The sequence below is a fragment of the Cytobacillus spongiae genome (genome assembly GCF_021390075.1).
The window spans coordinates 535326-557625 of the sequence record NZ_CP089998.1 but is presented as its reverse complement, the minus strand read 5'-3'; the positions used below and the strand labels follow the sequence as shown (position 1 = coordinate 557625).

Below are 22300 nucleotides of genomic sequence, written 5' to 3'. Positions count from 1 at the left end.
TTTTACTTCTTAAAGAAGTTTGAGACCTCGATGTAATTCCTGTATCATTCCATTCATCTGTTACTTCCTGATCTCAATCAGTTTTTGCTTGAGGTCGTTTTCCATCGTGACCATCTCCTGTTCGGCCTGCTGTCTCTTCTGTCTGCCTTCAGCTTGAATAGCCAATGTTTCCTCGATGGTGGAAATAAGATTTTCCTGGGTTTTCTTTAATGTTTCAATATCTATGATTCCCCGTTCATTTTCCTTTGCCGTTTCGATGCTGTTCGTCTTTAGCATTTCTGAATTCTTCAATAGAAGATCATTAGTGGTACGTGATACTTGTTTTTGTGCAGCTACAGCCTTCTGTTGATTCAGTAGGGTGAGAGCGATGGCAATCTGATTTTTCCACAAGGGAATAGCTGTGAGCACAGAGGCCTGAATCTTTTCGGCAAGTGCCTGATTGGTATTCTGAATCAAACGGATTTGCGGTGCTGATTGGATCGTCATTTGACGGCTTAATTTCAAATCATGGATACGCTTATCCAAGCGATCAAGAAATTGCATCGTGTCATTTACTTCCTGGTAAACCAGCTCATCATCCGTTTCCTCTGCTTTTTTACGCAATGATGGAAGAAGGGTATGCTGAATTTCATCCCGTTTGATTTCAGCTGCGGCAATGTACATATTAAGGGCTTGAAAATAGTCCCTGTTTTTTTCATATAAGGTTTCCAGTAGACGATTGTCATCGAGCAATGTTTTCTTCGAATGTTCCAGTCTGACTGATATTCGATCAATTTGAGAACCGATTTTTTGATACTTTGATAAAACTTCTTGTAAAGATGAAGAGACTTTACGGAAGAACCTTTTAAACACGCCTCTTTGTTTCGTATTTAGTTCATCAGGATTCATTTGCTCGAGCTTCTTCATTAAATCACTTAACACATCACCTATCGGACCGATGTCTCTTTTTTGAACATGTTCAAGCATGGAGTGTGAGAAAGTGGAAAGCTGAGACTGTGCGGCAGTACCGTACTTTAATATGGCCTCATAGTCTTTGTAATCAATCTGCTCAGCGAGATGCCTGGCTTTTTCTTGTTGCTCTTTGGGTAAGCGGTCAAGTAATAAAGGAGACTTTGTTTGGTCTTTGACAAGGGGGACTTCCTCCCCAAATGGATTGGAAATCAGCATATCCAGTTCTGATTGTTCATTTCGTTGCTCCATATTCATACCTCCTAAAATCTATTTTAAGTCTTTTTTATTCGACAAGTGTTGATTGGCAAAGTTTAGTTCAAATTGTAAAGTATCCATATCGTTTGCTAGAACATTTTGTAAATCTTTTTCCAATGAAACTGTGAGGTCGTCCAAGGTCGTCCGGGTTTGTTGAAGAGATAAGAAAGCTTCTTTATTTTTACCTGGTTGAGCAGCAAGGAAGGTATATTTTTCAGATATTTCAACAACGGAATCCAGATGGTAGAAGAAGAAGGATTCCGCGGAAAAGAATCGTTTCGGTTCTTTCTTCACTAATTGATAAATTCTTCTGCTCAAACGGTTCAGTTCAAGGATCTGCTTGAAGGCACCGAGTGATCGGACTTTTAACTGTTGCTTCTGGAGCCGTTTTACTTTTTCTTTGGCTTCTTTTAAATTCTTGTTTATATAGCGAAATTCCTGTGAGGAAAGTCCATTTTTATTAAGCCACCATCTCTTCTGAATACCCTTGGTGATGAAGAAGACCAGAATACCGGTCCCAAGACTTGATAAAAATGTAAGTGGAAATCCTATATCAAATAGGAGTAAGTAGGGGATAAAGCTACTCGTCCCAACAATGAAAGAGATGACCGATCTTACTGAAAACTGAAGAAATGTATTCATGTTCATCTACCCCTTAATAAAGATGCTTACCATTAAGTACGATTTACCATGACAATAGGTTTCATATTGTCTGCTTTTATTCTAATGTAATTCAGGGCCAAATGGAAATATTCGCTACATCTATGGGCGAAAGGAGTATGTCAGGAATTTACATCATTCTTTCAATTTCTTAACATTTCTCACATTCTTGATTAAAAGAAATGATTTTTTGGTAGAATGGGTTAGTACAATGACAAGACAGGTGTGTGGATATATGAAAAAATGGTTCGTTGTGCTGGTACTGTTCCTCTATTCTGCTTCCACGGTAACAGCGCAGGAAAGTAATGTAAAAAAACCAGAAAATTTATTTAGCGATTCAGCTATTATCATAGATTCTAAAACAAAGAGTGTGTTGTATTCAAAAAATTCGACTAAACGAATGAATCCTGCAAGCATTACAAAAATTGCGACAGCGATTTATGCCATAGAGCATGGGAACCTGAATGATCAGGTTGAAATAAGCGAGAAAGCAAGTAATGCAGAGGGATCCACTGTTTATCTGGAAGCAGGGGAAAGAGTGTCCCTGGAGCAGCTGCTGCAAGGATTGATGGTCAACTCGGGGAATGATGCCGCAGTGGCCATTGCTGAACATACTGAGGGTTCCGTCCAGACGTTTGCAGAAAAATTAAACAAGTATTTGGAGGAACGGGTGGGGGTGAAAGATACACATTTTGAGAATCCTCATGGATTGTTCGGCAAAAATCATTTTACCACAGCGTATGACATGGGATTGATTACAAGCTATGCCTTGAACAACAATGATTTTAAAAGATTATTTAGTTTGAAGTCCATTGATTGGTCTACTGAAGGATGGAATACCACTCTTTACAATCATCACAAAATGGTGAAAGGAGAACTTCCTTATCCGCAAGTGACCGGCGGGAAGAATGGATTTGTTGATGAATCCAAACATACTCTGGTGACTTCCGCTGAGAATAAGGATCTTTCTATTGTAGTTGTTACGATGAAGGCCCAGACTAAAACAGCAATCTATTCAGATACAACGAAACTACTTGATTATGGACTAAATAACTTCATCCGAAGCTATATTCCAAAGGATACGATCTTTCAATTTGAGGGGGCTTCTTTTAAGGTTTCTGAGGATTTTCAATATACTCAGCCTGAGAATGGAAAGTTCACTGAGAAACTCGACAGCGATGGGGTGTTGACGCTGTATAATGAAGATCAAGTAATAATGGATACAGCCAGACTGATTCCTGAGAAGAACTCTTCTGTAAAGCAGGAAGAGTCAATTGCCTCTCGGGAAAGTACTGGATTCTTTAACAAATGGGAGTTAAATCAACAACAATTGTTTTATCCGTTCTTTATTTATCTGATCCTTCTTTTCATCGCAGGGATTTCCATCTTTCGAATAGGGTCATTCAATAAATAACGATAAAAAAGGGCCAAAGAGGCCCTGTTTTATTGGCTTTCTTGCTTTTTCAATCCTTTTGGTTGATGGTAAAGATTCTTACCTATCACCGTTTGTAAGATAAGGAACGCCCCTCCGACCGTCCAATAGAGAGGTAAGGCAGATGGTGCATTAAATGAAAAGATGAAGATCATTATGGGTGAAAGATAACTTATTCCTTTCATTTGAGTCACCTGATCTGCGGGAATAGTCATCAGTGCAGTCCTTGCTTGAACTAAATACACCAATCCGGCGATCACGGCCATGGAAAAATCGGGCTGCCCTAGATGAAACCACAAAAAAAGAGTGGCTTGCTATTTCAGATGAAGACCGGATCGCGTAGTATAACCCTATCAGAATCGGGGTTTGAAACAAGAAAGGGAGAAAGCCCGTACTAAGAGGGTTTACTTCGTGTTTCCGGTAAACCATCATCATCTCATGCTGCAGGTGCATCTGTTCGTCTTTCGTTTTGGCTTCTTTCATTTTTTGTTAATTTCACCCATCTCAGGCTTCAGATTAGCCATTTTGCCTCTCATTTCCTGCTGTGCCTTATACGTTTTAAGCATGAAGGGGAAAAGAACGATTCGAATCAGAAGGGTGATGATCATGATAGCAAGCCCAAAGTTACCATCCAAATAGGTACCTATTTCATGGATGAGGAATGAAAACGGGTGTACGAGATAGTCATGAAAGAATGCTCCATCAGCTGTAGCGCTTTGGCATCCTGATAATGTCAATAGTACGAAGATTAAAATGAATGAAATGTTCTTCAATGATGATTCCTCCTCTGTTAATTTGCTTCTTATTCACAAACTTTCAGAAGAGGTTTCATCATCATTATCGTCAGGATAAAATTGTAATTTCATACATGTAGTAAATCTGATTACGTTAGGTATAATGTTGATCGCTGAAACAGACAACGTTAAAGGAACGGTTCCTTCAGCATTGTGATCATAAGGTTGTGCAGAAAGCTGAAATGCAGGAGGGAAGCGATGCCATATGAACGTGATAAAGAATAAGAGTACAAGACTTAAATGCAACGGACTTAAGAAAAAGTCCATCAAGTCTTGTATAATGATAAATGTCAATGGTTGCGGCTCCTTTATTTACGTTTTATACATATAAATCAGTTCAATTATACAGCTTACCCATACAATGATGCAGTTAGCTTTACATACGGTTTCATAGGCAAAAGGTTTCAAAAAATATCTGAGGAAATTGGGATGATGTCCAAAATGAGATACTTTTTAGTCGGAATTGGAGGAACAATGGGGAGTGTATCCAGATGGAGTGTCAGTTACTTCCTGACCATTGAAAGTGGTTTCCCTTTTGCAACACTGACAGCGAATCTTCTGGGAAGTTTTCTGTTGGCATATTTTTATTCCAAATGGTCCGCAAAAAATGAAAAAGCATATTTATTAATAGCTACTGGGTTTTTGGGCTCTTTTACAACTTTCTCCACGCTGAGCATTGAGTTATTGGCCTTTTTGATCGAAAAACAATGGGTTTCTTTCCTCATATATTTTGCCTTCACTTCCATGGGGGGCCTTCTATTTGCTTGGATTGGAATTTTGATTGGCAGGAAGAGAGGGGGGCTTGTGCATGGGGGTTAATCTAATTCTAATTGCATTCGGAGGCAGTTTAGGGGCCATTGGACGCTTCCTGATGGCCAATGCCATTAAAAATTGGAGCACGTCCAGTTTTCCAAAGGCAACCTTATTTATCAATGCATTGGGATCCATGTTATTAGGGTTATTGATCGGTAATGGTTCCGGGGAGGACACAATGTTCTTTTTAGGAGTCGGTTTTTGTGGATCTTTTACCACCTTTTCCACCTTTAATTGGGAAACATTAAAGCTTCTTCAAGACAATCTCAAATGGGGCCTTATCTATTTCTTTGGCAGTTATATCATTGGATTGGGATTTGGGGTGGCAGGCTATATGATTGGTCTTGTATTTAAGTGATCATCCATTGCACCTTTCAAAAGGGATCTAAAGCAGAGCCAACGGAAGCGCTTTAGATCCCATCATATATTCAACATTGTCAGTCAACCACAATATAGGCAATCATAGGTCCATTACGATCTATGGTTTCATGAGTCTCACAAATCAGTCTATAGGTCCCTTCTTTTGAGAACGTGACGTTTATTACGGTTTCTTCTCCTTTTTTCACCATTCCTTTAATATCCGTACCTTCAATATAAAAGGGATGTTCCATCCCATTCACCCCGTAGATCCTCAATTCCACCGGGATGTCTTTCTCGACTACAATCGTCCCTGGGTCCCATCGATAGGCTTCCAGCTCTTTTCCGGAAACGGTTTCTGACTTGAATTCTCCGGTGACGAGCTGGAAGACTTGTTTCTCGCCCGCACTTTCTGAAATTGAAACAGTAGGATAAGAATTATTAGAGTTCAAAGCCCATATCGTCCCGACTGTTATGACCATAATCGTTACCAGTATAGCAATGATCGGACCTTTTCTTAATACGATAAAATTCAATTGGATCCCCCCCTAAGTCATGTGTACAAGCAAACGTTAATCATTTTCTAATTAAGCCTATGCTTGTACAGGGGAAAACTTGCTCATGATCTTTAAAAGCATGTATCAAATAGTTTTCTTTCTGTGGGATTTTATGTACAATTTGGTCATGGATTTAAGGAGGGTGAAGCATTGAAAGTTTCCTGGCGAGTGATGACAACAAAAAGTGATGCAGAGCCTTGGTGGTTTTTTGAAGGCTGGCAAAAAGATATCGTTCATGAATGGACATATCATTCGAAGGATGAAGCTATGAAAAAGTATCAGGCGGAAGTAAAGCGTCTTAGTGCATTATATCCCAATTCAAAGGCCAAAAGATTGAATGCCATTGCGTTTTGGAACCCTGAAGAAATATTCTTTTGTGAAGCTTGTGATGATGATTTACAGGTGTATCATGGATTGATTATTTTTGAGAATGATCGTCCAATGGATATGGACGAACTGGATCTCAAGAAAATTGGCGCACAAATTGAATGGGTCTAGAAAGGGGTCTAACCACAGTTAGACCCTTTTCAATTTAATCAATGACCCCAGTACGAATGATTGTATTCTTTACTTTAACGTTGAAAGAGGCCTGTTTGTAAATGTCTTTCCACTTTTCCCTGCTTATTTTCTCGTGTCCCCTCTTACTTTTGTACACCATCCCGAATCCTATAGGATCTGTTCCTTCTGATTGAAGCATCTTAATTGTTTCTTTCATTCTATCTTCGATATATTGGCCGATTTCTTTTTCCAGGAATCTCAGGGTTTTCGGATCTGATAGGTTCATTTCCTCAGACATTTCAAGCAATCGTGCTTTCATATTCAGCTCTACGTTAAATTCAGGAATATCCTTGGCTTTGTCTTTTATCTTGTAAAATGATTTGATACTATCAATCATGATGTAAACACTTTCTTCTTCCTCCCCGGAATGAGAGTTGGTTAAAAAAGGCTTAAATTTTTCAAGTGGCAATTCAATCTCAATCGTACCTGCTTTAAAGTCTTCCATAAGCGAACGGATATAGAAGATTTTGTCTTTATCCAGTTCCTTTATGAACTTATCTTCTTTGAATAAAGCAAAGCCCTCAACACCAACCTTGCCGTCAGATGCCTTAAATAAAGGGAGGATGGGATCTTTCCCTACACTGCCATAATCTGTGATGAATTCTTGGAGGGTAGGAGTAACGAGCAGCTCTGATTCGACGTTTTGCCGGACTAAGTTATAAAGGTACGTTCCCATGTTGGATGTCTTTTCTTCCATAGGAAAGGAAAGGATCTCTTCTGCCGAAGTATCAGCGATAGCCAAATATACCATATTCCCAATCGATGAATCCCTCACCAATGTATCAACCAAAGGAGCTATTCCATTCTCCGCAAGCTCACGTCCGTAAACGGCAATCCTGAGTTGACCTGAAACCAACGTATGATCCGTCTCCAAATTTTGAGATAATAGTATACCTTTGGTGGTCTTGGCTGAGCTGGTAAGAATCTTTTCCACATCATCCATTGCAGGGTTAAACTGGTATAGGACCAATGTTCCTTTGATCTTTTCACCATTACCCTCGTCATACCCGACAGCTGTTATCAAACCAAGCTTCTCAAGATATTTATTCTCTACACAACTGCTGAGAAGCAATGTTGAAATGATAAGGAGGAGGAATAATCTATTCATAGATTCACACCTTTTTTCTTTTTACAAAGTATTTAAGTTTAACGAGGAGAAACAAGAAACAAGGATACACAAATGAGAGAATAAAACTGATGGTTCCGACTTTATCCGTAATGGTATTCATGGTGAGACGGTCGCTTACAAAGAGTGATAATATCCAAAGAAGAATGGCAAAGATGTAAATGGCCTTCTTTTGGGAGAAATTGAAAACCCTCTTCATCCCTCGTGAACACGCCCAGAAATATAAACAGATGTTTGGTAGGATGACGAGCATCCAAAAGGATACCGCAATAAATTCAAAACGTTCGAGGTTTGGGATCCTTACTATTTTGAACATGGAAAGTACGGGCCAAATGGTCTTTTCCAGGGCGTCTTCCGAGAAAAATCCGATACTAATAACAGTTACGAATGTAAAAAATAAAGTGGAATACCCGACACCTATCAAGGAATATTTCAAAACCTTTTCTTTTTCCTTAATATAAGGATAGATGAATAATAAGAGTTCAAATCCAACAAGAGTAAAACTGGATTTATATACCCCCATCATAATTTCCTTATAAGAAGAGGTCCACACAGGTAGGATGTGTGTAATGTCTATGTGTTTCACAGGGGTATAAAACATGAACAAAAGCCAGAATGAGAAGATGACACCAAGGAAAGAAACCCCGACAACGACCCGTACGCCACCTAATACCCCATAGACCATTAAAAAAATCAACAACCCCATTAAAAGCCATGTTGGCATTTTGGGGAATATCCACGCTTGGACCATTTCAATATAATTCATCAGAATGACATAGGTGACACAAAGGTAGTAACCTATATAGAGGCTATTGAAAGCTTTACTGACCCATTTTCCATAAAGATCCATATGGATGCCGTAAAGATCAGCGCTATTATAGGTTTCAAGCATTTTCACCATGATTGTGACGACTATTGACACAACCATTCCAGCAATGATAATGGAGATCCAAGCATCCCGATTCGCTTCAGCGAAGATCACACGTGGTAAGCCTGCAATTCCTACACCTGTCTGAGCAGAATGTAAAATAAACATGACTAAAAAAGCATTCACCATTAACTGCCTATTCGGATTAAGATTAATATCCATTCACTTCATCCTTACTGATCAACGTCTTTCTTTTGCTTTGCTTTCTTTTCAGGGATTCTCCCCTGATCTACTGGATGATTCGTAACGGGCCTCTTGACTAAGTACTGATAAGGCAGGCGGAATAAACTATACTTAAAGTCTGCGAACCTAAAAGGGTATATCGGTGACAAATAAGGTCTTCCCAAAGTCGTCACTTTCAGCAAATGAAGGAGGATAAAGCAAAAGCAAAACATAATCCCGACCCCACCATATAAGCCTGCCATGATGATGATGGGAAACCGGATGATTCTTACAGCAGTTCCAATCGTATAGCTTGGGGCCGTAAAAGATCCCAGTGCTGAAATGGAAATGATAATGATTAAGATGTTACTAGTGAAACCAGCTTGAACCGATGCCTGTCCGATGACGATCCCTCCGACTATCCCCATCGTCTGCCCAACCTTAGTGGGCAATCTTGCCCCTGCCTCTCTTAAAAGCTCTATTATAAATTCGAAAAGAAGAGCTTCAAAGACAGGCGGAAAAGGAACGTTGGATCTTGACTGCCCGAGGGAAATCAAGAGAGCGGATGGTATCACTTCATAATGATACGTTAACACCGCTACATAAGCGGGAGTAAGAAGGATAGAAAAAAAAATCGCAATGAACCGGATCAATCTTAGAAATGTCCCCATATTCCATCTCATGTAAATATCTTCCGTCGATTCGAAGAAATTTATGAAGGTGGAGGGACCGATAATCGCTGTAGGACTTCTGTCAACCAGTAAGCAAATCTTCCCGTGAAGGAGAGAGAGGGTACACCGGTCTGGCAACTCTGATGTCATCAATTGAGGGAAGAATGTAAAAGAGTTGTCTTCAATCATTTGGGCAAGCACAGTCGAATCAATAATACTGTCAATTTCAAGATCCGTGATGCGCTGTCTGAAATTATTGACGTTTTCTTCCTCTGCAATATCCTTGATATAGATCATCTGAACTTTTTTCTTTGTTCTTTTTCCAATTGTAAAAGTTTCTACACACAATTTAGGATCGTTGATATTTGAACGGATCAGGTTCAAATTCTTCGTGATGGATTCTGTAAATGCTATTTTAGGACCGAACACAAGGGATTCTGTTTCTGCCTTTTCCAAACCTCTTGTACCTTTGTCTGCAACATCAGCTAAAATACCGTAGGTGTCATTTTCCTTAAAGACATAAGCAGTTCCGTTCACAAGATTATTCACGACATCGTTTATCTGATTGGTAACCGTAATTTTTGCGATATGAATCGAATTGTGGATAGAGTGGTAGTCAATCTCACCTGAAAGCTCCTCCAGTGGTTTGATCAGACTATCCTGCATATAGGCTGTATTGATTAAATCGTCAAAATACACGACTGCAATCCTCACATCATCAATGCTAATGGTTCTTACGACTAAATCCTCGCTGTTGCTAACCAAGGAGAGTATCTCTTGATGAAACGTTTCGATATCAAAGCTGTGGGGATATCCTTCATCTATCTCTTTCTTCACATTTTTTCGTCTAAACACACAACTCAACACCCTAAATCTCGATTTACCATTTAGGCTTCCCACCAAATCATTAATTACTCACTTGTCGTTGTACTTTTCATTTATAAGGAAATAGATTTCATTCATACATAAAAGGTTAACTTGTGGGGGAAGGTAGTGATGGAGGTGAAGAAAATGAGTAAAAAGAAAAAAGATCCGTCAAAGGCTGTATTAGGTTCCTCTCAAGTGGAAGGACAAGGTGTCACGAATCGTGAATTACCGGGGGGAGTAAAGGTTGAGTCTTCCAGGAGCAGAACGAAGAAATAGGACTTCATTACATAAGCTGAATATTTCCTTTACTTAGGAGTTCGTATATTAAATTCGAGTGAAGTATGGTATAATGGAAATAATCGTAGATATGGTTCCCATTAATCTGGCTACACATAAATGTCCACATACTATCTGCCGAATCATTAACCACAATCATTATTTTTTCCTGTTAGAAAGCATAGCAAGGAAATCCTACTTACCTAAAAGGAGGACGTTCAATGGCTTTTGGTCGTAGAAATCAAGTCGAGGAAGAAATCAAAACAGAGGAAACAAAGATTTGGGCTTGTTCCGCTGAAGATTGTAAAGGCTGGATGAGAGATAACTTCAAAAGTGAAGATACACCTAAGTGTCCACTTTGTAAAGAAGATATGGTGACTTCCACTAAAGTACTGCAAGTGGTTGACAATCCCCATCCAACCATGAAATCATCCTAATGGATTGTAAAGAACCAATCAGCTGATTGGTTCTTTTTTATGTTTCTACCGTTCTACAGGCTATTGATATTTAACTCTTTTTTTACTTTTGAATAGTATGTATTGTATGTATGTATTAAAGGAGGGAGCACCATGTCCAATAAGAAAGAAAAAGAAACCAAAAACACTTCCACAGAGGGGAAAGATACTGTATGGGATAGCTTTTGGAAACTGGCAAAGCCTGTTGAAGTGAATAAAGAAGATAAACCAGTCAAGTGGTTCTGACTTGATGAAAGATCGTACACATATGATCACAGGTGTACGATCTTTTTTTGAAGTGACTCCCAATCCTGATGAGGTACGGACTCGGTACAATCATATTGGTATGAACCTGAGTAAATAAGAAATCAGCTGCTAAAGGGAATATGGATGAAAACTTACATCCTTCCTCTTGGCATGTCTCCTGTTCTTTAATACAATGTAGGAATAAGTATGATTTTGGAGGTAAGAATGTGATTGCAGAAGCAAAACAGGTCTTAAAGCAATACTTCGGTTATGATGAATTCAGGGATGGTCAGGCAAGCATCATTGAATATATATTAGATGGGAAAAACACAGTGGGGATCATGCCTACAGGCGGTGGGAAGTCCCTGTGTTATCAAATCCCCTCTTTGATGCTCGATGGAGTGACCCTAGTAATTTCTCCACTCATTTCCCTTATGAAAGATCAGGTGGATTCATTAATACATCAAGGAATTCCAGCTACATATATCAATAGTACCCTTTCTTCCAATGAAGTAGAGGAAAGGATGGAAAAAATCTCTTTAGGTGGGTATAAGCTTGTTTACATTGCACCTGAAAGATTGGAATCTTTTGGATTTATCCGTTTCCTCAACACCTTGCCGATCCCCCTTGTCGCAGTTGATGAAGCCCATTGTTTATCCCAGTGGGGTCATGATTTCAGACCGAGCTATTTAGGGATATACCAAGCAGTGAAACAATTGCATTCAAACCCAACCATCCTTGCTCTTACCGCAACTGCCACCCCCCAAGTGCAAGCAGATATTCTACATCACTTACACATTCCGGATCAATTCAAAGTATTAACTGGGTTTCAGCGGACAAACCTTTTTTTTCAGGTGGTAAAAGGGGAAGACCGGAAGCGTTGGGTAGAAAAATATGTTCAAAAGAACCATCAGCATTCCGGGATTATTTACTGTGCCACTCGTAAGGAAGTTGAGAATCTCTATCTATTCTTGGAGAAGAAAGGGTTCTCCGTAGGTAAATATCATGGCGGGATGTCTGACACATTAAGACAGGAGCAGCAGGAAGCATTCCTGAATGATACGATCTCCATCATGGTGGCAACCAATGCATTTGGTATGGGGATCAATAAATCAAATGTACGCTTTGTCATTCATTATCAAATTCCAAAAAATATGGAAGGGTATTATCAAGAAGCAGGCAGGGCTGGTCGTGATGGAGTGGACAGCGAATGTATACTTCTATTCTCCCCTCAGGATATCCAGACCCAGCGTTATATTATCGATCAGAATATTGTCAATCAGGAATTGCATGATAATGAAATGCAGAAGCTTAGGGACATGGTCGACTTCGTACACACTGAAGCATGCTTACAGAATTACATCTTAGCTTATTTTGGTGAACATACAGATATAGAGTGCGGCCATTGCAGTAATTGTTTGGATGAAAGAGATTCAGAGGATGTAACAAGAGAGTCACAAATGGTACTGTCATGTATGTTGCGGATGAATGAAAGATTCGGAACGTCACTCATCAGTGGTGTCCTTACAGGGTCAAAGAATAAAAAGATCCTGGATTGGGGGTTCCATCGACTTTCCACATATGGATTAATGAAGGAGAAGTCCCAGAAGGAAGTCGGACTGTTTATTGATTATTTGATCTCAGAAGGAGTCATTCAAGTCGAGGGGGGCAGCTTTCCCATACTTAAGGTTTCGTTAAAAGGCAAAGAGGTATTAATGGGAGACAGGAAGGTTTCAAGAAAAGTCCAGCCGACAGTTTCGGCCATCATTTCCAAAGAAGATGGTTTGTTTCAGTCGTTGCGAAACCTGCGTAAATCCATCGCTGAGTCAGAAGGAGTTCCACCTTTCGTTATTTTCTCCGATAAGTCTTTACAGGACATGTGTGTGAAGTTGCCAAAGAACCCGGATGAATTCTTGTCTGTCAGTGGGGTAGGGGAAAACAAGCTGACCCGGTATGGAGATCTGTTTCTACATGAAATTTCAGCTTTTTTGAAAGATCATCCTGAACCTGCTGTAGAGGTGGTCAAGCCATCCAAGCCTCGAAAGACCAATCATTCTGACAAAGCCTCCTACATGATCAGCTATGAGATGTTCAAAGATCATATGGATATAAAGAGCATTGCGAAAGAGCGTGGAATGAGCACGTTGACGATTGAAAATCATCTTATCCGTGCCTTTCAGGAAGGCGTCATGAATGACTGGTCAATCCTGTTCTCAGAAACGGAGGAATCCCTTATCGAATCAGCGGTTTCAAAAGTGGGCTCCGAGCTTTTAAAGCCCATTAAAGAAGAGCTGCCGAACGAAATAAGTTATTTTCAGATTAAAGGGTTTTTGGCTAAAAATGGGCAGGATTGACCTGTCTTGAAATAAGAGATAAAAAACGCAGATGCCAATTGAGCATCTGCATTTTTTAATATATTAAGCTTTCATTGCTGCCTTCATTTCCAAGAATTCATCGTACGTCGTTTCTTTATCGATTAAACCATCTTCCGTAATCTCGATAATGCGGTTTGCAATGGTTTGAATGAATTGATGGTCATGAGAAGCGAAAATCATGGCACCTTTGAAGTTAATCAAACCGTTATTCAATGCCGTAATGGATTCGAGATCCAAGTGGTTCGTCGGTTCATCCAATAGAAGAACATTTGAACCGCTCAGCATCATTTTCGATAACATACAGCGAACTTTTTCTCCTCCGGAAAGGACACTCGGCTTCTTCAATACTTCTTCTCCAGAGAATAACATCCGGCCCAAGAAACCTCGAAGGAATGTTTCGCTCTCATCCTCAGGTGAGTACTGACGCAGCCATTCCACTAGAGAAGGCTCGTTTCCTTCAAAGTACTTGGAGTTATCATTAGGGAAATAAGCTTGAGTGGTAGTGACTCCCCATTTAAATGAACCACTATCTGGTTCCATTTCCCCTGCAAGGATCTTGAATAAAGTCGTTTTAGCAATCTCATTTACACCGACCAGCGCGATTTTATCGTCCTTGTTCAAAATGAAGCTCACATTGTTCAGAACCTTCACTCCATCGATCGTTTTCGAAAGACCTTCTACGCGCAGTACATCGTTGCCGATCTCACGCTCTGGTTTGAACTGTACATAAGGATAGCGGCGTGAACTTGGTTTGATATCATCCAATGTGATTTTTTCCAACGATTTTTTACGGGAAGTAGCCTGTTTTGACTTCGATGCATTTGCGCTAAATCTCGCAACGAATGCTTGAAGTTCCTTGATTTTTTCTTCCTTCTTTTTATTCTGATCCTGAGCCATTTTAAGAGCTAATTGACTGGACTCGTACCAGAAATCGTAGTTTCCAACATAGATTTGGATCTTTCCAAAGTCAAGGTCGGCAATGTGTGTACACACTTTGTTTAAGAAGTGACGGTCATGGGATACGACGATGACTGTGTTCTCAAAGTTGATCAGGAAGTCTTCCAGCCATTGGATCGCTTGAATGTCCAAGTGGTTTGTAGGCTCATCCAGTAACAGGACATCCGGTTTGCCGAAAAGTGCTTGAGCTAATAATACTTTTACTTTTTCTCCACCCGTCAGTTCGGACATTTGCTTACCGTGAAGCTCTTCATTGATCCCTAACCCTTTTAAAAGAATGGCAGCTTCCGATTCAGCTTCCCACCCGTTCAATTCGGCAAATTCGCCTTCTAATTCAGCAGCTCTCATACCGTCTTCATCAGAGAAGTCCTCTTTCATGTAGATGGCGTCTTTCTCCTGCATGACTTCATATAAACGGGAATGCCCCATAATGACTACTTTTAAGACTTCATATTCTTCATATTCGAAATGATCCTGCTTCAATACAGCAAGACGCTCGCCTGAACCCATTGATACATGGCCGGTCTGAGCTTCGATTTCACCTGAAAGAATTTTTAAGAATGTAGATTTACCTGCACCGTTTGCTCCGATTAGGCCATAGCAATTCCCTGGAGTAAACTTTATATTCACGTCTTCGAATAGTTTTCTATCACCGAAACGTAAGCTTACATCTGATACTTGAATCATGTATAATAACCCTCCTAATACTCAATCTAAAAGATTATAACATGCAAGGAGGCTAAAAAGATAGAGTGTTAGCAGGAACAGACTCAAATATACCCTGGGTGATAAGTGAAGGCCTTTCCATTTTATGAATTGCTATGGTAACGTTATAAAAAATGAAGGGTGATGAGGAAGAATGAAGAGGTTTTTGAAACGGATGAAGTTTCTCATGAATTTTCGAAAGTCGTTTCCTTTTTTGGTTGATTTTTTTCGTTCAGGAGAGGTTTCACTGGTGAAGAAGATTCTCGCTGTCGGGCTGGTTGGTTTCTACATATGGCTGCCACTTGATCTGATTCCCGATGTCTTTCTCTTTTTTGGGATTGTTGACGATTTGGCGGTATTCACCTTCATCCTCCAGCTAATGGTGAAGATGGCTCCTTTAGAGTTACAAAATAAATACGGACTAACGAAATTCAAATAAGCAAACCGAAAACAGCCAAAAATGGGCCTGGGTTTTCGGTTTTTTCTTTTGATTTTTTCTTTTGAATCCACTACACTATAAATACACTAATTCCAATCTGAAAGGTTTGGATTAAAATGGGTAGAGCTTTAATCAATACAATACCAAGACCCCTTGTTCAAATGAACCAATGGTTTATCGTTTTATCGGTTTCCATTTCGTGGTTATTTCAATCTGAATTATTCTTGCTTTTTCCCTTCGTAATAGGACTCTCAGGGCTTCTTTTTCGCTTCAATCCCGTTATGAAGATAGGAAAATATTTCTTAACAAAAGAATGGTCATCTTATCCTCCAGAAGATGCTGATCAGCAGCAGTTTAACAATGTTATTGCCGTGATCTGTCTTGGAGCAGCGGTCATGAGTGCTTTGTTTGGTTGGGAAACAGGTTTTTATTTATTCTCAGGAATGGTATTTCTGGCAGCATCCGTCGCTCTTGCCGGCTTCTGTATCGGCTGCTTTTTACGATTTCAATGGAAAAAGTTCCAATATAACAGGTCGCTTCAATAGCCTATTGACATTGAGTTCCATTCGTCGTAAACTGGATATGAATTTAAATACTGTATATTAGAGGAGTATGTTATATGTTAGGTGTCGTTCTTAACTAACCGTGAAATGAATACGGACATTTTGCAGGCGGTAGTCTTTTAACAGGCTATTGGATAGGCTTATTTCATTATGCCCCCAAAATGTAGTTAAGAACAATGGTCATAGCATACTCATACCTTTATTAGGAGAGCTGTGTCTTTGTGCACAGCTCTTTTTTGTGCACAAATTAGAAAATCTGTGTTGTCGTTCCTGAAAGTTGGACGACACACGTTTTTCGTCATCACACAGCCCCCGTCAGGTCTGGTATACGAGTGAAGAAAGGCCACAATGGACATTGTTCGTTGTGGCCTATTTTTGTATATGGAGGAGAAAACATTGAACGAAAAGACGTATCTAACATTAGAATTTAACAAGGTGAAAGAAGACATATCACAGTTTGCCCTTACAGTAGAAGGGAAAAAGGAACTAATGAACCTACTCCCATCCACTAACAAACGACAGATTGAAATGCGTTTGGATGAAGTAACAGAAGCTGTAAGAATTCTTGAGAAAAGTGCCAGTATCCCGATTCATGCATTGGAAGGTGTCGAAAACATTGTGGCAAATTTAAATAACGGTGTGCCTTTGAGGCCGGATCAGCTTACAAGTCTCTATTATTTCCTTGATGCATGTAAGAAACTGAAAAGATTTATGGAAGATAAAGAGTGGGTTGCACCAAGGGTATCTTCCTATGTATATTCTATTGAAAATATCCCGGAAGTGGGGGAGGAGATCAATCGCTGTATACGCAATGGAAGAGTGGACGATTATGCCACAAAAGAGTTAGTAAGGATCAGAAAGCAAATGGGTATTCAAGAAGAACGATTAAAGGATAAGATTCAATCAATCGTAAAGTCTTCCAAGTATAAATCGTATCTTCAAGAATCGATTGTCAGCCAGAGAAACGGCAGATATGTTCTCCCAGTCAAAAAAGAATACAAGGGAAAAGTGAAAGGAGCCGAATTGGATGCATCTGCTTCGGGTTCTACTTTCTATATTGAACCTGAGGAATTAAGCATTCAGCAAGACCAGCTTCTTTACTATAAATTAGATGAAGAACGTGAAGTGGAGAACATATTGTGGACTTTGACAGGGTTGGTTCAGCAGTACGAGCCTCAATTAAAATTGGCAATTGAAACGATGATCCATTACGATGTATTATTTGCAAAAGCAAAGTATAGTCGGTCTATGGATGCCGTAGGTGCCATAGTAAATGAAGACCATAAGATCTATCTTAAAGAGGCAGTACACCCCCTGCTCGGAAACCAGGCAGTACCATTATCCATCAGAATGGGGGAGGACTTTCATGCCCTTGTGATAACGGGGCCTAATACGGGTGGAAAAACGGTAACGATTAAAACCGTAGGACTTCTCACTCTAATGACCCAATGCGGCCTTCATATTCCGGCGAGTGCCGGGAGTGAAATCAGTATCTATGAGAAGATCTTGTTAGATATCGGAGATGGTCAAAGCCTTCAGCAGAATTTAAGTACATTCAGTTCCCATATCAAAAACATCATCGATCTATTAAAGGAAACAAATGACCGAACGCTCGTTCTGTTGGATGAGCTGGGTTCTGGTACGGATCCTCTTGAAGGCATGGGATTGGCAACGGCCATATTGTATCAATTGTATGAAAAAGGAGCCACTATACTGGCCACAACACATTACAGTGAATTAAAGCATTTCGCAGAAGAACATGAAGGCTTCTTGAACGGAAGCATGGAATTCAATATTGATACATTACAGCCAACGTATAGGCTCTTAGTGGGTGAAGGAGGCGAGAGTCAAGCTTTTGCCATTGCATTAAAACTTGGGATGCATCCTCAAATCATTGAAAGTGCCCATGAAATCACCTATAGGGAAAAGAAGAACTATGATCTAGGTGAATTGGACTATCATGAGAAAAAGGAAATGGATATGCAAGTCATCGTTAACAAGTATAAAAACAGGGTCCGGAGCAAAACGCCACAAAGAGAAAATGCCAGTCCGCTATTTAACAAAGGAGATAATGTGAAGGTGTCAAGCAGCGGGGAATTCGGGATCGTGTATGAAGGACCGAATGAGAGGGGAGATTACATGGTCCAGATCAAGGGTGAGAAAAAAACCATCAACCATAAACGGCTAACCCTTTATGTTTCCGCTCAAGATTTATACCCTGAAGGTTATGACTTTGATATTATCTTCAACAGTAAAGAAAACCGGAAAAAAGATAAGCTGATGGGTAAGCGTTTTGTTGAAGGTTTAACCATCGATCATGAAGATTGAACACGAAAGAGGCTGGGACAAAAGGATGTATGTCTAAACGAAACCCGAACTACATTGCCTGAATAAAGGCAATGTAGTTCGGGTTTTATACTTATCGAAATATACCTAAGCTTTCAATTTTATTCAGCGGTTGATTGGAGTGCAAGACGTAGACTCCTGCGGGAAGCTTATGTGAGGCCTGTCCAGCGTCTAAGCCCCTCGCTTTCCTACCCGGAGGCTCTCGGGCTAACCGCGGAAAACGGAGTCATGCAGGGAATGGCGGTATAAAGAGGCTTCATTGATATTGTTCTGAGTTTTTTAGTTTTGACCCAGCCTCTTTATCCATTTCTACAACCAACAAAAGAAGACAGAAACATGACAAGTGGTCCCCTGTTCAACGTATAAGGAGTCCTCATGAGCGTAATCATCCATCTGCTTCCAACCAAAGACATCATATCCTTTATGAGGAGTGAAATAAACGTTTATACGGTCGGCCTTTGTATAGGATGAATGTGCTTTGGGGAAAGTAAAATTGAATAACATATAGGAGGTAGTCAATATGAAAAAATCTCTGTTGATTTCAATTTTGGGATTCATGTTTTTCAGTCTTGTTACGGGTTGCGGTATGGGAAATGATATGAATGAAGCAGGACAAGAAATGAATAACCGGAATTTAGAAAAGGTTAATTACAAAAACAATCAGGCAAATCGGGATTATGTAAATCACCGGGAGTATATCAATGATGGGAATATGAGAGAAGATTATTCACTGGCAGAAAAAGAGGCGAATAAAGTGGCCAGTCTTAAAGAGGTAAGACGTGCCTATGTGCTGACAACAAATCAAAACGCGTATGTAGCGGCAGTCCTTGAAGAAGGAATGAATGGTAACGTTTCAAATGCATTGGAGAAAAAAATCTCCGATCAAGTGAAAAGTCAAAACAGGAATATAAATAATGTTTATATTTCAACAAATCCTGATTTCACAGACCGTATGAGGGACTATGCAAACAAAGCGGAAAACGGAAAACCGGTTGAGGGTCTTGGAGAAGAATTTGCAGAAATGCTGCAAAGAGTATTTCCAGACAGAGAATAAAGAAAAAGCCGGACATTGTTTCGGCTTATCTCTAGTCAAATGAGAGTCTTTACAGGAGTTATTTATTATTGTGGATAGATAAAAAAGAGAGTGAAGACTATTAAATGAGGTCTTCACTTTCTCGTTTTATATAAATGATGGTTCCCTGCTTAAGAGAAAGCAAAGTAACCGATGAATAATGCACACAGAAAGTACATGATTGGATGTACATGTTTCCATTTCTTCAAGGAGATCATCGCCAATGGATAAAGGACGAAGCCTAAGGCAATACCTGTAGCAACACTGAATGTTAAAGGCATCATAATGATGGTGACAAATGAAGGGATGACAATTTCAAGACGGCTCCAGTTAATATGCCTCACTTCTGTTGCCATTAATGCACCTACAATAATTAAAGCCGGTGCCGTAACCTCTGGGGTGATCACAGATAATACTGGTGAGAAGAACAGAGCAATAGAGAAGCAGAATGCGATCACAATGGAAGTAAATCCAGTTCTTCCGCCAACAGCCACACCTGCAGATGATTCGACGAAGGAGGCCGTAGTGGATGTCCCGAAGATTGCACCTGCGACTCCTGAAGCAGAATCCGCTAATAAGGCCCTTCCAGCATTGGGTATCTTGTTATTCCTCATGATGCCTGCCTGACTGGCAACAGCGATTAAAGCCCCTGCCGTATCAAAGAATGCTACAAATAAGAATGTGAAAATAACGGCTATTATTTCCAGGGTAAAGATATCACCTAAATGAGTGAAAACCACTCCAAATGTAGGTTCAAGGCTTGGCACCTTTCCTATGATCGATTGGGGCACATCAATGTTTCCCGTGAGCATGCCCAAAATGGTAGTTGCGACCATCCCATAGAATATACCACCCCTGACCCCTCTGACAAGCATCATTAAAGTGATCACAAAACCGAACACTGCAAGGAGGGTACCGGGAGAAGCCACGTTCCCCATCGATACGAACGTTTCTGGATTCGATACAACGAGCCCGGCATTTTTAAACCCGATAAACGCTACGAAGAACCCGATTCCCCCTGCGATGGCATATTTTAAATCCTGAGGAATGACGTTGATGATTTTTTCCCTTATTTTCATGATACTTAATATCATAAAGATGACCCCTGCTACAAAGACTCCCGTCAGTGCATTTTCCCATGGCACACCCATTCCGATACATACTGAAAAGGTGAAGAATGAATTCAACCCCATGCTGGGTGCTATTCCTATAGGGAAATTTGCGAGAATTCCTATTAAAAGCGACCCGACAATGGCAGACAGTGCCGTTGCTGTAAACAGAGCACCTTTATCCATACCTGCCTGACTAAGGATAATTGGATTTACAACAAGGATATAAGCCATAGAAAGGAAGGTTGTTATACCTGCTAACGTTTCTTTTCTATAAGTCGTTTCCCTTTCGTCAAACTGAAAGAATGTTTTCATATAAAAACCCTCCGATGATAAAAATAAAAACGCCCCGGTCCAAATTAACCAGAGCGTTATCCACAGGATAAAATAATCATCTTACTTTATCTTGTAGACAAGCCATTTAAGGTAGCTGGTAGAAACGTTCAAGCCATATTCTTGAACTTATACAAGGTGTATGCATTTTGCTATAATTGAATTAGAAGCATCATAACAAGTTGCTATCATTCGGTCAATGGGACCTGCAAATGTTCGTGTATTCATTATTTTCTAAATTGATGGTTTATTATAAAAATCGTTCTATGGACTATACATTATCATGAAAAAAAGCTATATTTAGTGAATACAAATGTTGAGTAGAGAGATGACTAAGTTAATACTTAATGAAATAGGAGGAACCAGAATAATGTCTTCTTTAAAACCGGGAACGGTAGTGGATTTATTCGTTGATCATGAAGTACCGTACGGTTTCTTTCTGACGAATGAAATAGATCGTGTATTGCTGCATCATTCTGAAATAACAGAAGAAATTCACGAAGGAAGTACTGTGAAAGTATTTCTTTATCATGATAAGGATGTTCGCCTAACAGCGACGATGCGGATTCCTAAAGTCCAGGTGGGTGCTTACGGATGGGCTGAGGTAGTGGATAAGCGGGAAGATTTGGGGGTTTTCGTAAACATCGGCCTCCCAAAGGATATTTTAGTATCGGCAGATGATCTTCCTAAGTTTATGGAACTATGGCCAAACCCGGGTGATCAGCTGTTTTTAACTTTGAATAGGGATAAACAGGACCGCTTATACGGGCGTCTGGCAACCGAGAATATTATTGAACAGGTATCCAGAAGGGCTTCAAAGGAAATGATGAAGGCCAAAGTGAAGGGAAGAGTCTATCGATTATTGAGAGTTGGAACATTTTTCCTGTCTGAACAAGGATATCGGTGCTTCGTTCACGAAAATGAACGTAAAGAAGAACCCCGATTGGGTGAACTTGTTGAAGGCAGAGTGATCGATGTGAAGGATGATGGAAATTTGAATGTATCCTTCCTGCCATTAAAACAGGATAAAATGCAAGACGATGCAGATGTAATCCTTGACTATTTGGAAGAAAGAAACGGGGCTATCCCTTTTTGGGACAAGAGCCAGCCTGATGATATAAAGGATCGGTTTAACATGAGCAAAGCTTCATTCAAACGAGCACTCGGTAAGCTTATGAAAGAAAATCGTGTATACCAGGAAGAAGGATGGACTTATTTAAAGAAGTAAACGTCCTGTCTTTTCCAAAAGTGTAAAAGACATAAAAGAGTGCTGACCAAGGGGTCAGCACTCTT

General features: G+C 40.0%; 23 protein-coding genes, 1 pseudogene and 1 riboswitch. Of the genes and pseudogenes, 13 read left to right on the top strand and 11 right to left on the bottom strand.

The genetic code is table 11. From position 1 onward, the window contains the following. Positions 1-60: 60 nt before the first annotated feature. Both LS684_RS23325 and LS684_RS23320 read right to left on the bottom strand, forming a co-directional pair. Positions 61-1206, bottom strand: coding sequence for a toxic anion resistance protein (locus LS684_RS23325; protein WP_225003348.1), 1146 nt, complete (start codon positions 1204-1206; stop codon positions 61-63). A gap of 12 nt (positions 1207-1218) precedes the next feature. After that, positions 1219-1848 (bottom strand): 5-bromo-4-chloroindolyl phosphate hydrolysis family protein, encoded by a 630-nt coding sequence (locus tag LS684_RS23320; RefSeq protein WP_225003347.1) that lies wholly within the window; start codon positions 1846-1848, stop codon positions 1219-1221. Positions 1849-2101: 253 nt separating this feature from the next. On the opposite strand from LS684_RS23320, the gene LS684_RS23315 reads away from it, so the two are divergent. After that, positions 2102-3280: a D-alanyl-D-alanine carboxypeptidase family protein gene (locus LS684_RS23315; RefSeq protein WP_233812036.1), complete on the top strand. Its 1179-nt coding sequence runs from the start codon at positions 2102-2104 to the stop codon at positions 3278-3280. Positions 3281-3309: 29 nt separating this feature from the next. On the opposite strand, the gene LS684_RS24260 is transcribed toward LS684_RS23315, so the two are convergent. The 3 genes and pseudogenes from LS684_RS24260 to LS684_RS24250 form a co-directional block, all read right to left on the bottom strand. Further along, positions 3310-3597, bottom strand: a complete 288-nt coding sequence (locus LS684_RS24260; protein WP_349293154.1) for a YidC/Oxa1 family membrane protein insertase — start codon at positions 3595-3597, stop codon at positions 3310-3312. 67 nt (positions 3598-3664) lie between these two features. Continuing rightward, positions 3665-3727 (bottom strand): annotated as a pseudogene (locus LS684_RS24255) (hypothetical protein); the annotation flags it as partial. A gap of 50 nt (positions 3728-3777) precedes the next feature. Next, entirely contained in the window at positions 3778-4071 is a 294-nt protein-coding gene (locus LS684_RS24250) for a YidC/Oxa1 family membrane protein insertase (RefSeq protein ID WP_349293153.1), read from the bottom strand. A gap of 462 nt (positions 4072-4533) precedes the next feature. On the opposite strand from LS684_RS24250, the gene LS684_RS23305 reads away from it, so the two are divergent. Continuing rightward, entirely contained in the window at positions 4534-4911 is a 378-nt protein-coding gene (locus tag LS684_RS23305; protein WP_233812035.1) for a fluoride efflux transporter FluC, read from the top strand. Further along, positions 4901-5263 carry a fluoride efflux transporter FluC gene (locus tag LS684_RS23300; protein ID WP_233812034.1) on the top strand — a complete coding sequence of 121 codons (363 nt, stop codon included), beginning with the start codon at positions 4901-4903 and terminating at the stop codon, positions 5261-5263. The genes LS684_RS23305 and LS684_RS23300 overlap by 11 nt, the downstream gene beginning before the upstream one ends. 79 nt (positions 5264-5342) lie before the next feature. On the opposite strand, the gene LS684_RS23295 is transcribed toward LS684_RS23300, so the two are convergent. Next, positions 5343-5798, bottom strand: a complete 456-nt coding sequence (locus tag LS684_RS23295; RefSeq protein WP_233812033.1) for a cupredoxin domain-containing protein — start codon at positions 5796-5798, stop codon at positions 5343-5345. A gap of 171 nt (positions 5799-5969) precedes the next feature. Between LS684_RS23295 and LS684_RS23290 the strand changes: the two genes are divergently transcribed. Next, positions 5970-6317: a DUF1033 family protein gene (locus LS684_RS23290; protein WP_233812032.1), complete on the top strand. Its 348-nt coding sequence runs from the start codon at positions 5970-5972 to the stop codon at positions 6315-6317. 34 nt (positions 6318-6351) lie between these two features. Here the strand turns inward: LS684_RS23290 and LS684_RS23285 are convergent, their stop codons facing one another. From LS684_RS23285 to LS684_RS23275, 3 genes are read right to left on the bottom strand one after another with little or no spacing between them, the layout of a single operon-like run. Next, the gene (locus LS684_RS23285; protein WP_225003339.1) at positions 6352-7485 is read right to left on the bottom strand and encodes a Ger(x)C family spore germination protein; all 1134 of its coding nucleotides are present in this window, start codon (positions 7483-7485) and stop codon (positions 6352-6354) included. Positions 7486-7489: 4 nt separating this feature from the next. Then, the gene (locus LS684_RS23280) at positions 7490-8593 is read right to left on the bottom strand and encodes a GerAB/ArcD/ProY family transporter (RefSeq protein ID WP_169215082.1); all 1104 of its coding nucleotides are present in this window, start codon (positions 8591-8593) and stop codon (positions 7490-7492) included. An 11-nt stretch (positions 8594-8604) separates the two neighbouring features. Continuing rightward, a complete protein-coding gene (locus LS684_RS23275) occupies positions 8605-10119 on the bottom strand; it encodes a spore germination protein (protein WP_233812031.1) in 1515 nt (504 codons plus the stop codon). Between the two features lie 156 nt (positions 10120-10275). Here LS684_RS23275 and LS684_RS23270 point away from each other — a divergent pair, with 156 nt between their 5' ends. The 4 genes from LS684_RS23270 (at position 10276) to recQ (ending at position 13462) form a co-directional block, all read left to right on the top strand. Beyond that, positions 10276-10407, top strand: a complete 132-nt coding sequence (locus LS684_RS23270; protein WP_169215081.1) for a YuzL family protein — start codon at positions 10276-10278, stop codon at positions 10405-10407. A 221-nt stretch (positions 10408-10628) separates the two neighbouring features. Then, positions 10629-10844: a cold-inducible protein YdjO-related protein gene (locus tag LS684_RS23265; protein WP_034758928.1), complete on the top strand. Its 216-nt coding sequence runs from the start codon at positions 10629-10631 to the stop codon at positions 10842-10844. Between the two features lie 132 nt (positions 10845-10976). Beyond that, positions 10977-11108 (top strand): hypothetical protein, encoded by a 132-nt coding sequence (locus LS684_RS24185; RefSeq protein ID WP_267930451.1) that lies wholly within the window; start codon positions 10977-10979, stop codon positions 11106-11108. Positions 11109-11335: 227 nt separating this feature from the next. Continuing rightward, on the top strand, positions 11336-13462 hold the full coding sequence (gene recQ / locus LS684_RS23260) for a DNA helicase RecQ (RefSeq protein WP_233812030.1): 2127 nt from the start codon (positions 11336-11338) through the stop codon (positions 13460-13462). Between the two features lie 63 nt (positions 13463-13525). On the opposite strand, the gene LS684_RS23255 is transcribed toward recQ, so the two are convergent. Then, positions 13526-15127 (bottom strand): ABC-F family ATP-binding cassette domain-containing protein, encoded by a 1602-nt coding sequence (locus LS684_RS23255; protein ID WP_225003334.1) that lies wholly within the window; start codon positions 15125-15127, stop codon positions 13526-13528. 268 nt (positions 15128-15395) lie between these two features. On the opposite strand from LS684_RS23255, the gene LS684_RS23250 reads away from it, so the two are divergent. The 4 genes from LS684_RS23250 (at position 15396) to LS684_RS23235 (ending at position 19547) form a co-directional block, all read left to right on the top strand. Further along, entirely contained in the window at positions 15396-15584 is a 189-nt protein-coding gene (locus tag LS684_RS23250) for a YkvA family protein (RefSeq protein WP_432418845.1), read from the top strand. A 116-nt stretch (positions 15585-15700) separates the two neighbouring features. Beyond that, positions 15701-16129 (top strand): DUF4395 domain-containing protein, encoded by a 429-nt coding sequence (locus LS684_RS23245; protein WP_233812028.1) that lies wholly within the window; start codon positions 15701-15703, stop codon positions 16127-16129. A gap of 414 nt (positions 16130-16543) precedes the next feature. Continuing rightward, positions 16544-18475 carry an endonuclease MutS2 gene (locus LS684_RS23240; protein ID WP_233812027.1) on the top strand — a complete coding sequence of 644 codons (1932 nt, stop codon included), beginning with the start codon at positions 16544-16546 and terminating at the stop codon, positions 18473-18475. Positions 18476-19013: 538 nt separating this feature from the next. Then, positions 19014-19547, top strand: a complete 534-nt coding sequence (locus tag LS684_RS23235; RefSeq protein ID WP_169215075.1) for a YhcN/YlaJ family sporulation lipoprotein — start codon at positions 19014-19016, stop codon at positions 19545-19547. Positions 19548-19696: 149 nt separating this feature from the next. On the opposite strand, the gene LS684_RS23230 is transcribed toward LS684_RS23235, so the two are convergent. After that, positions 19697-20989 (bottom strand): NCS2 family permease, encoded by a 1293-nt coding sequence (locus LS684_RS23230; RefSeq protein WP_233812026.1) that lies wholly within the window; start codon positions 20987-20989, stop codon positions 19697-19699. Between the two features lie 74 nt (positions 20990-21063). Beyond that, positions 21064-21164, bottom strand: a riboswitch (purine riboswitch). 213 nt (positions 21165-21377) lie between these two features. On the opposite strand from LS684_RS23230, the gene LS684_RS23225 reads away from it, so the two are divergent. Further along, the gene (locus LS684_RS23225; RefSeq protein ID WP_169215073.1) at positions 21378-22235 is read left to right on the top strand and encodes a CvfB family protein; all 858 of its coding nucleotides are present in this window, start codon (positions 21378-21380) and stop codon (positions 22233-22235) included. Positions 22236-22300 lie beyond the last annotated feature (65 nt).

What these genes read in the sequence shown, in the direction of transcription:
- LS684_RS23280 (WP_169215082.1), bottom strand. Translation starts at nt 8,593, where the DNA reads ATGGATATTAATCTTAATCCGAATAGGCAGTTAATGGTGAATGCTTTT.
- LS684_RS23320 (WP_225003347.1), bottom strand. Translation starts at nt 1,848, where the DNA reads ATGAATACATTTCTTCAGTTTTCAGTAAGATCGGTCATCTCTTTCATT.
- LS684_RS24185 (WP_267930451.1), top strand. Translation starts at nt 10,977, where the DNA reads ATGTCCAATAAGAAAGAAAAAGAAACCAAAAACACTTCCACAGAGGGG.
- LS684_RS23315 (WP_233812036.1), top strand. Translation starts at nt 2,102, where the DNA reads ATGAAAAAATGGTTCGTTGTGCTGGTACTGTTCCTCTATTCTGCTTCC.
- LS684_RS23255 (WP_225003334.1), bottom strand. Translation starts at nt 15,127, where the DNA reads ATGATTCAAGTATCAGATGTAAGCTTACGTTTCGGTGATAGAAAACTA.
- LS684_RS23245 (WP_233812028.1), top strand. Translation starts at nt 15,701, where the DNA reads ATGGGTAGAGCTTTAATCAATACAATACCAAGACCCCTTGTTCAAATG.
- LS684_RS23270 (WP_169215081.1), top strand. Translation starts at nt 10,276, where the DNA reads ATGAGTAAAAAGAAAAAAGATCCGTCAAAGGCTGTATTAGGTTCCTCT.
- LS684_RS23235 (WP_169215075.1), top strand. Translation starts at nt 19,014, where the DNA reads ATGAAAAAATCTCTGTTGATTTCAATTTTGGGATTCATGTTTTTCAGT.
- LS684_RS23230 (WP_233812026.1), bottom strand. Translation starts at nt 20,989, where the DNA reads ATGAAAACATTCTTTCAGTTTGACGAAAGGGAAACGACTTATAGAAAA.
- LS684_RS23300 (WP_233812034.1), top strand. Translation starts at nt 4,901, where the DNA reads ATGGGGGTTAATCTAATTCTAATTGCATTCGGAGGCAGTTTAGGGGCC.
- LS684_RS23225 (WP_169215073.1), top strand. Translation starts at nt 21,378, where the DNA reads ATGTCTTCTTTAAAACCGGGAACGGTAGTGGATTTATTCGTTGATCAT.
- LS684_RS23325 (WP_225003348.1), bottom strand. Translation starts at nt 1,206, where the DNA reads ATGAATATGGAGCAACGAAATGAACAATCAGAACTGGATATGCTGATT.
- LS684_RS23265 (WP_034758928.1), top strand. Translation starts at nt 10,629, where the DNA reads ATGGCTTTTGGTCGTAGAAATCAAGTCGAGGAAGAAATCAAAACAGAG.
- LS684_RS23285 (WP_225003339.1), bottom strand. Translation starts at nt 7,485, where the DNA reads ATGAATAGATTATTCCTCCTCCTTATCATTTCAACATTGCTTCTCAGC.
- LS684_RS23305 (WP_233812035.1), top strand. Translation starts at nt 4,534, where the DNA reads ATGAGATACTTTTTAGTCGGAATTGGAGGAACAATGGGGAGTGTATCC.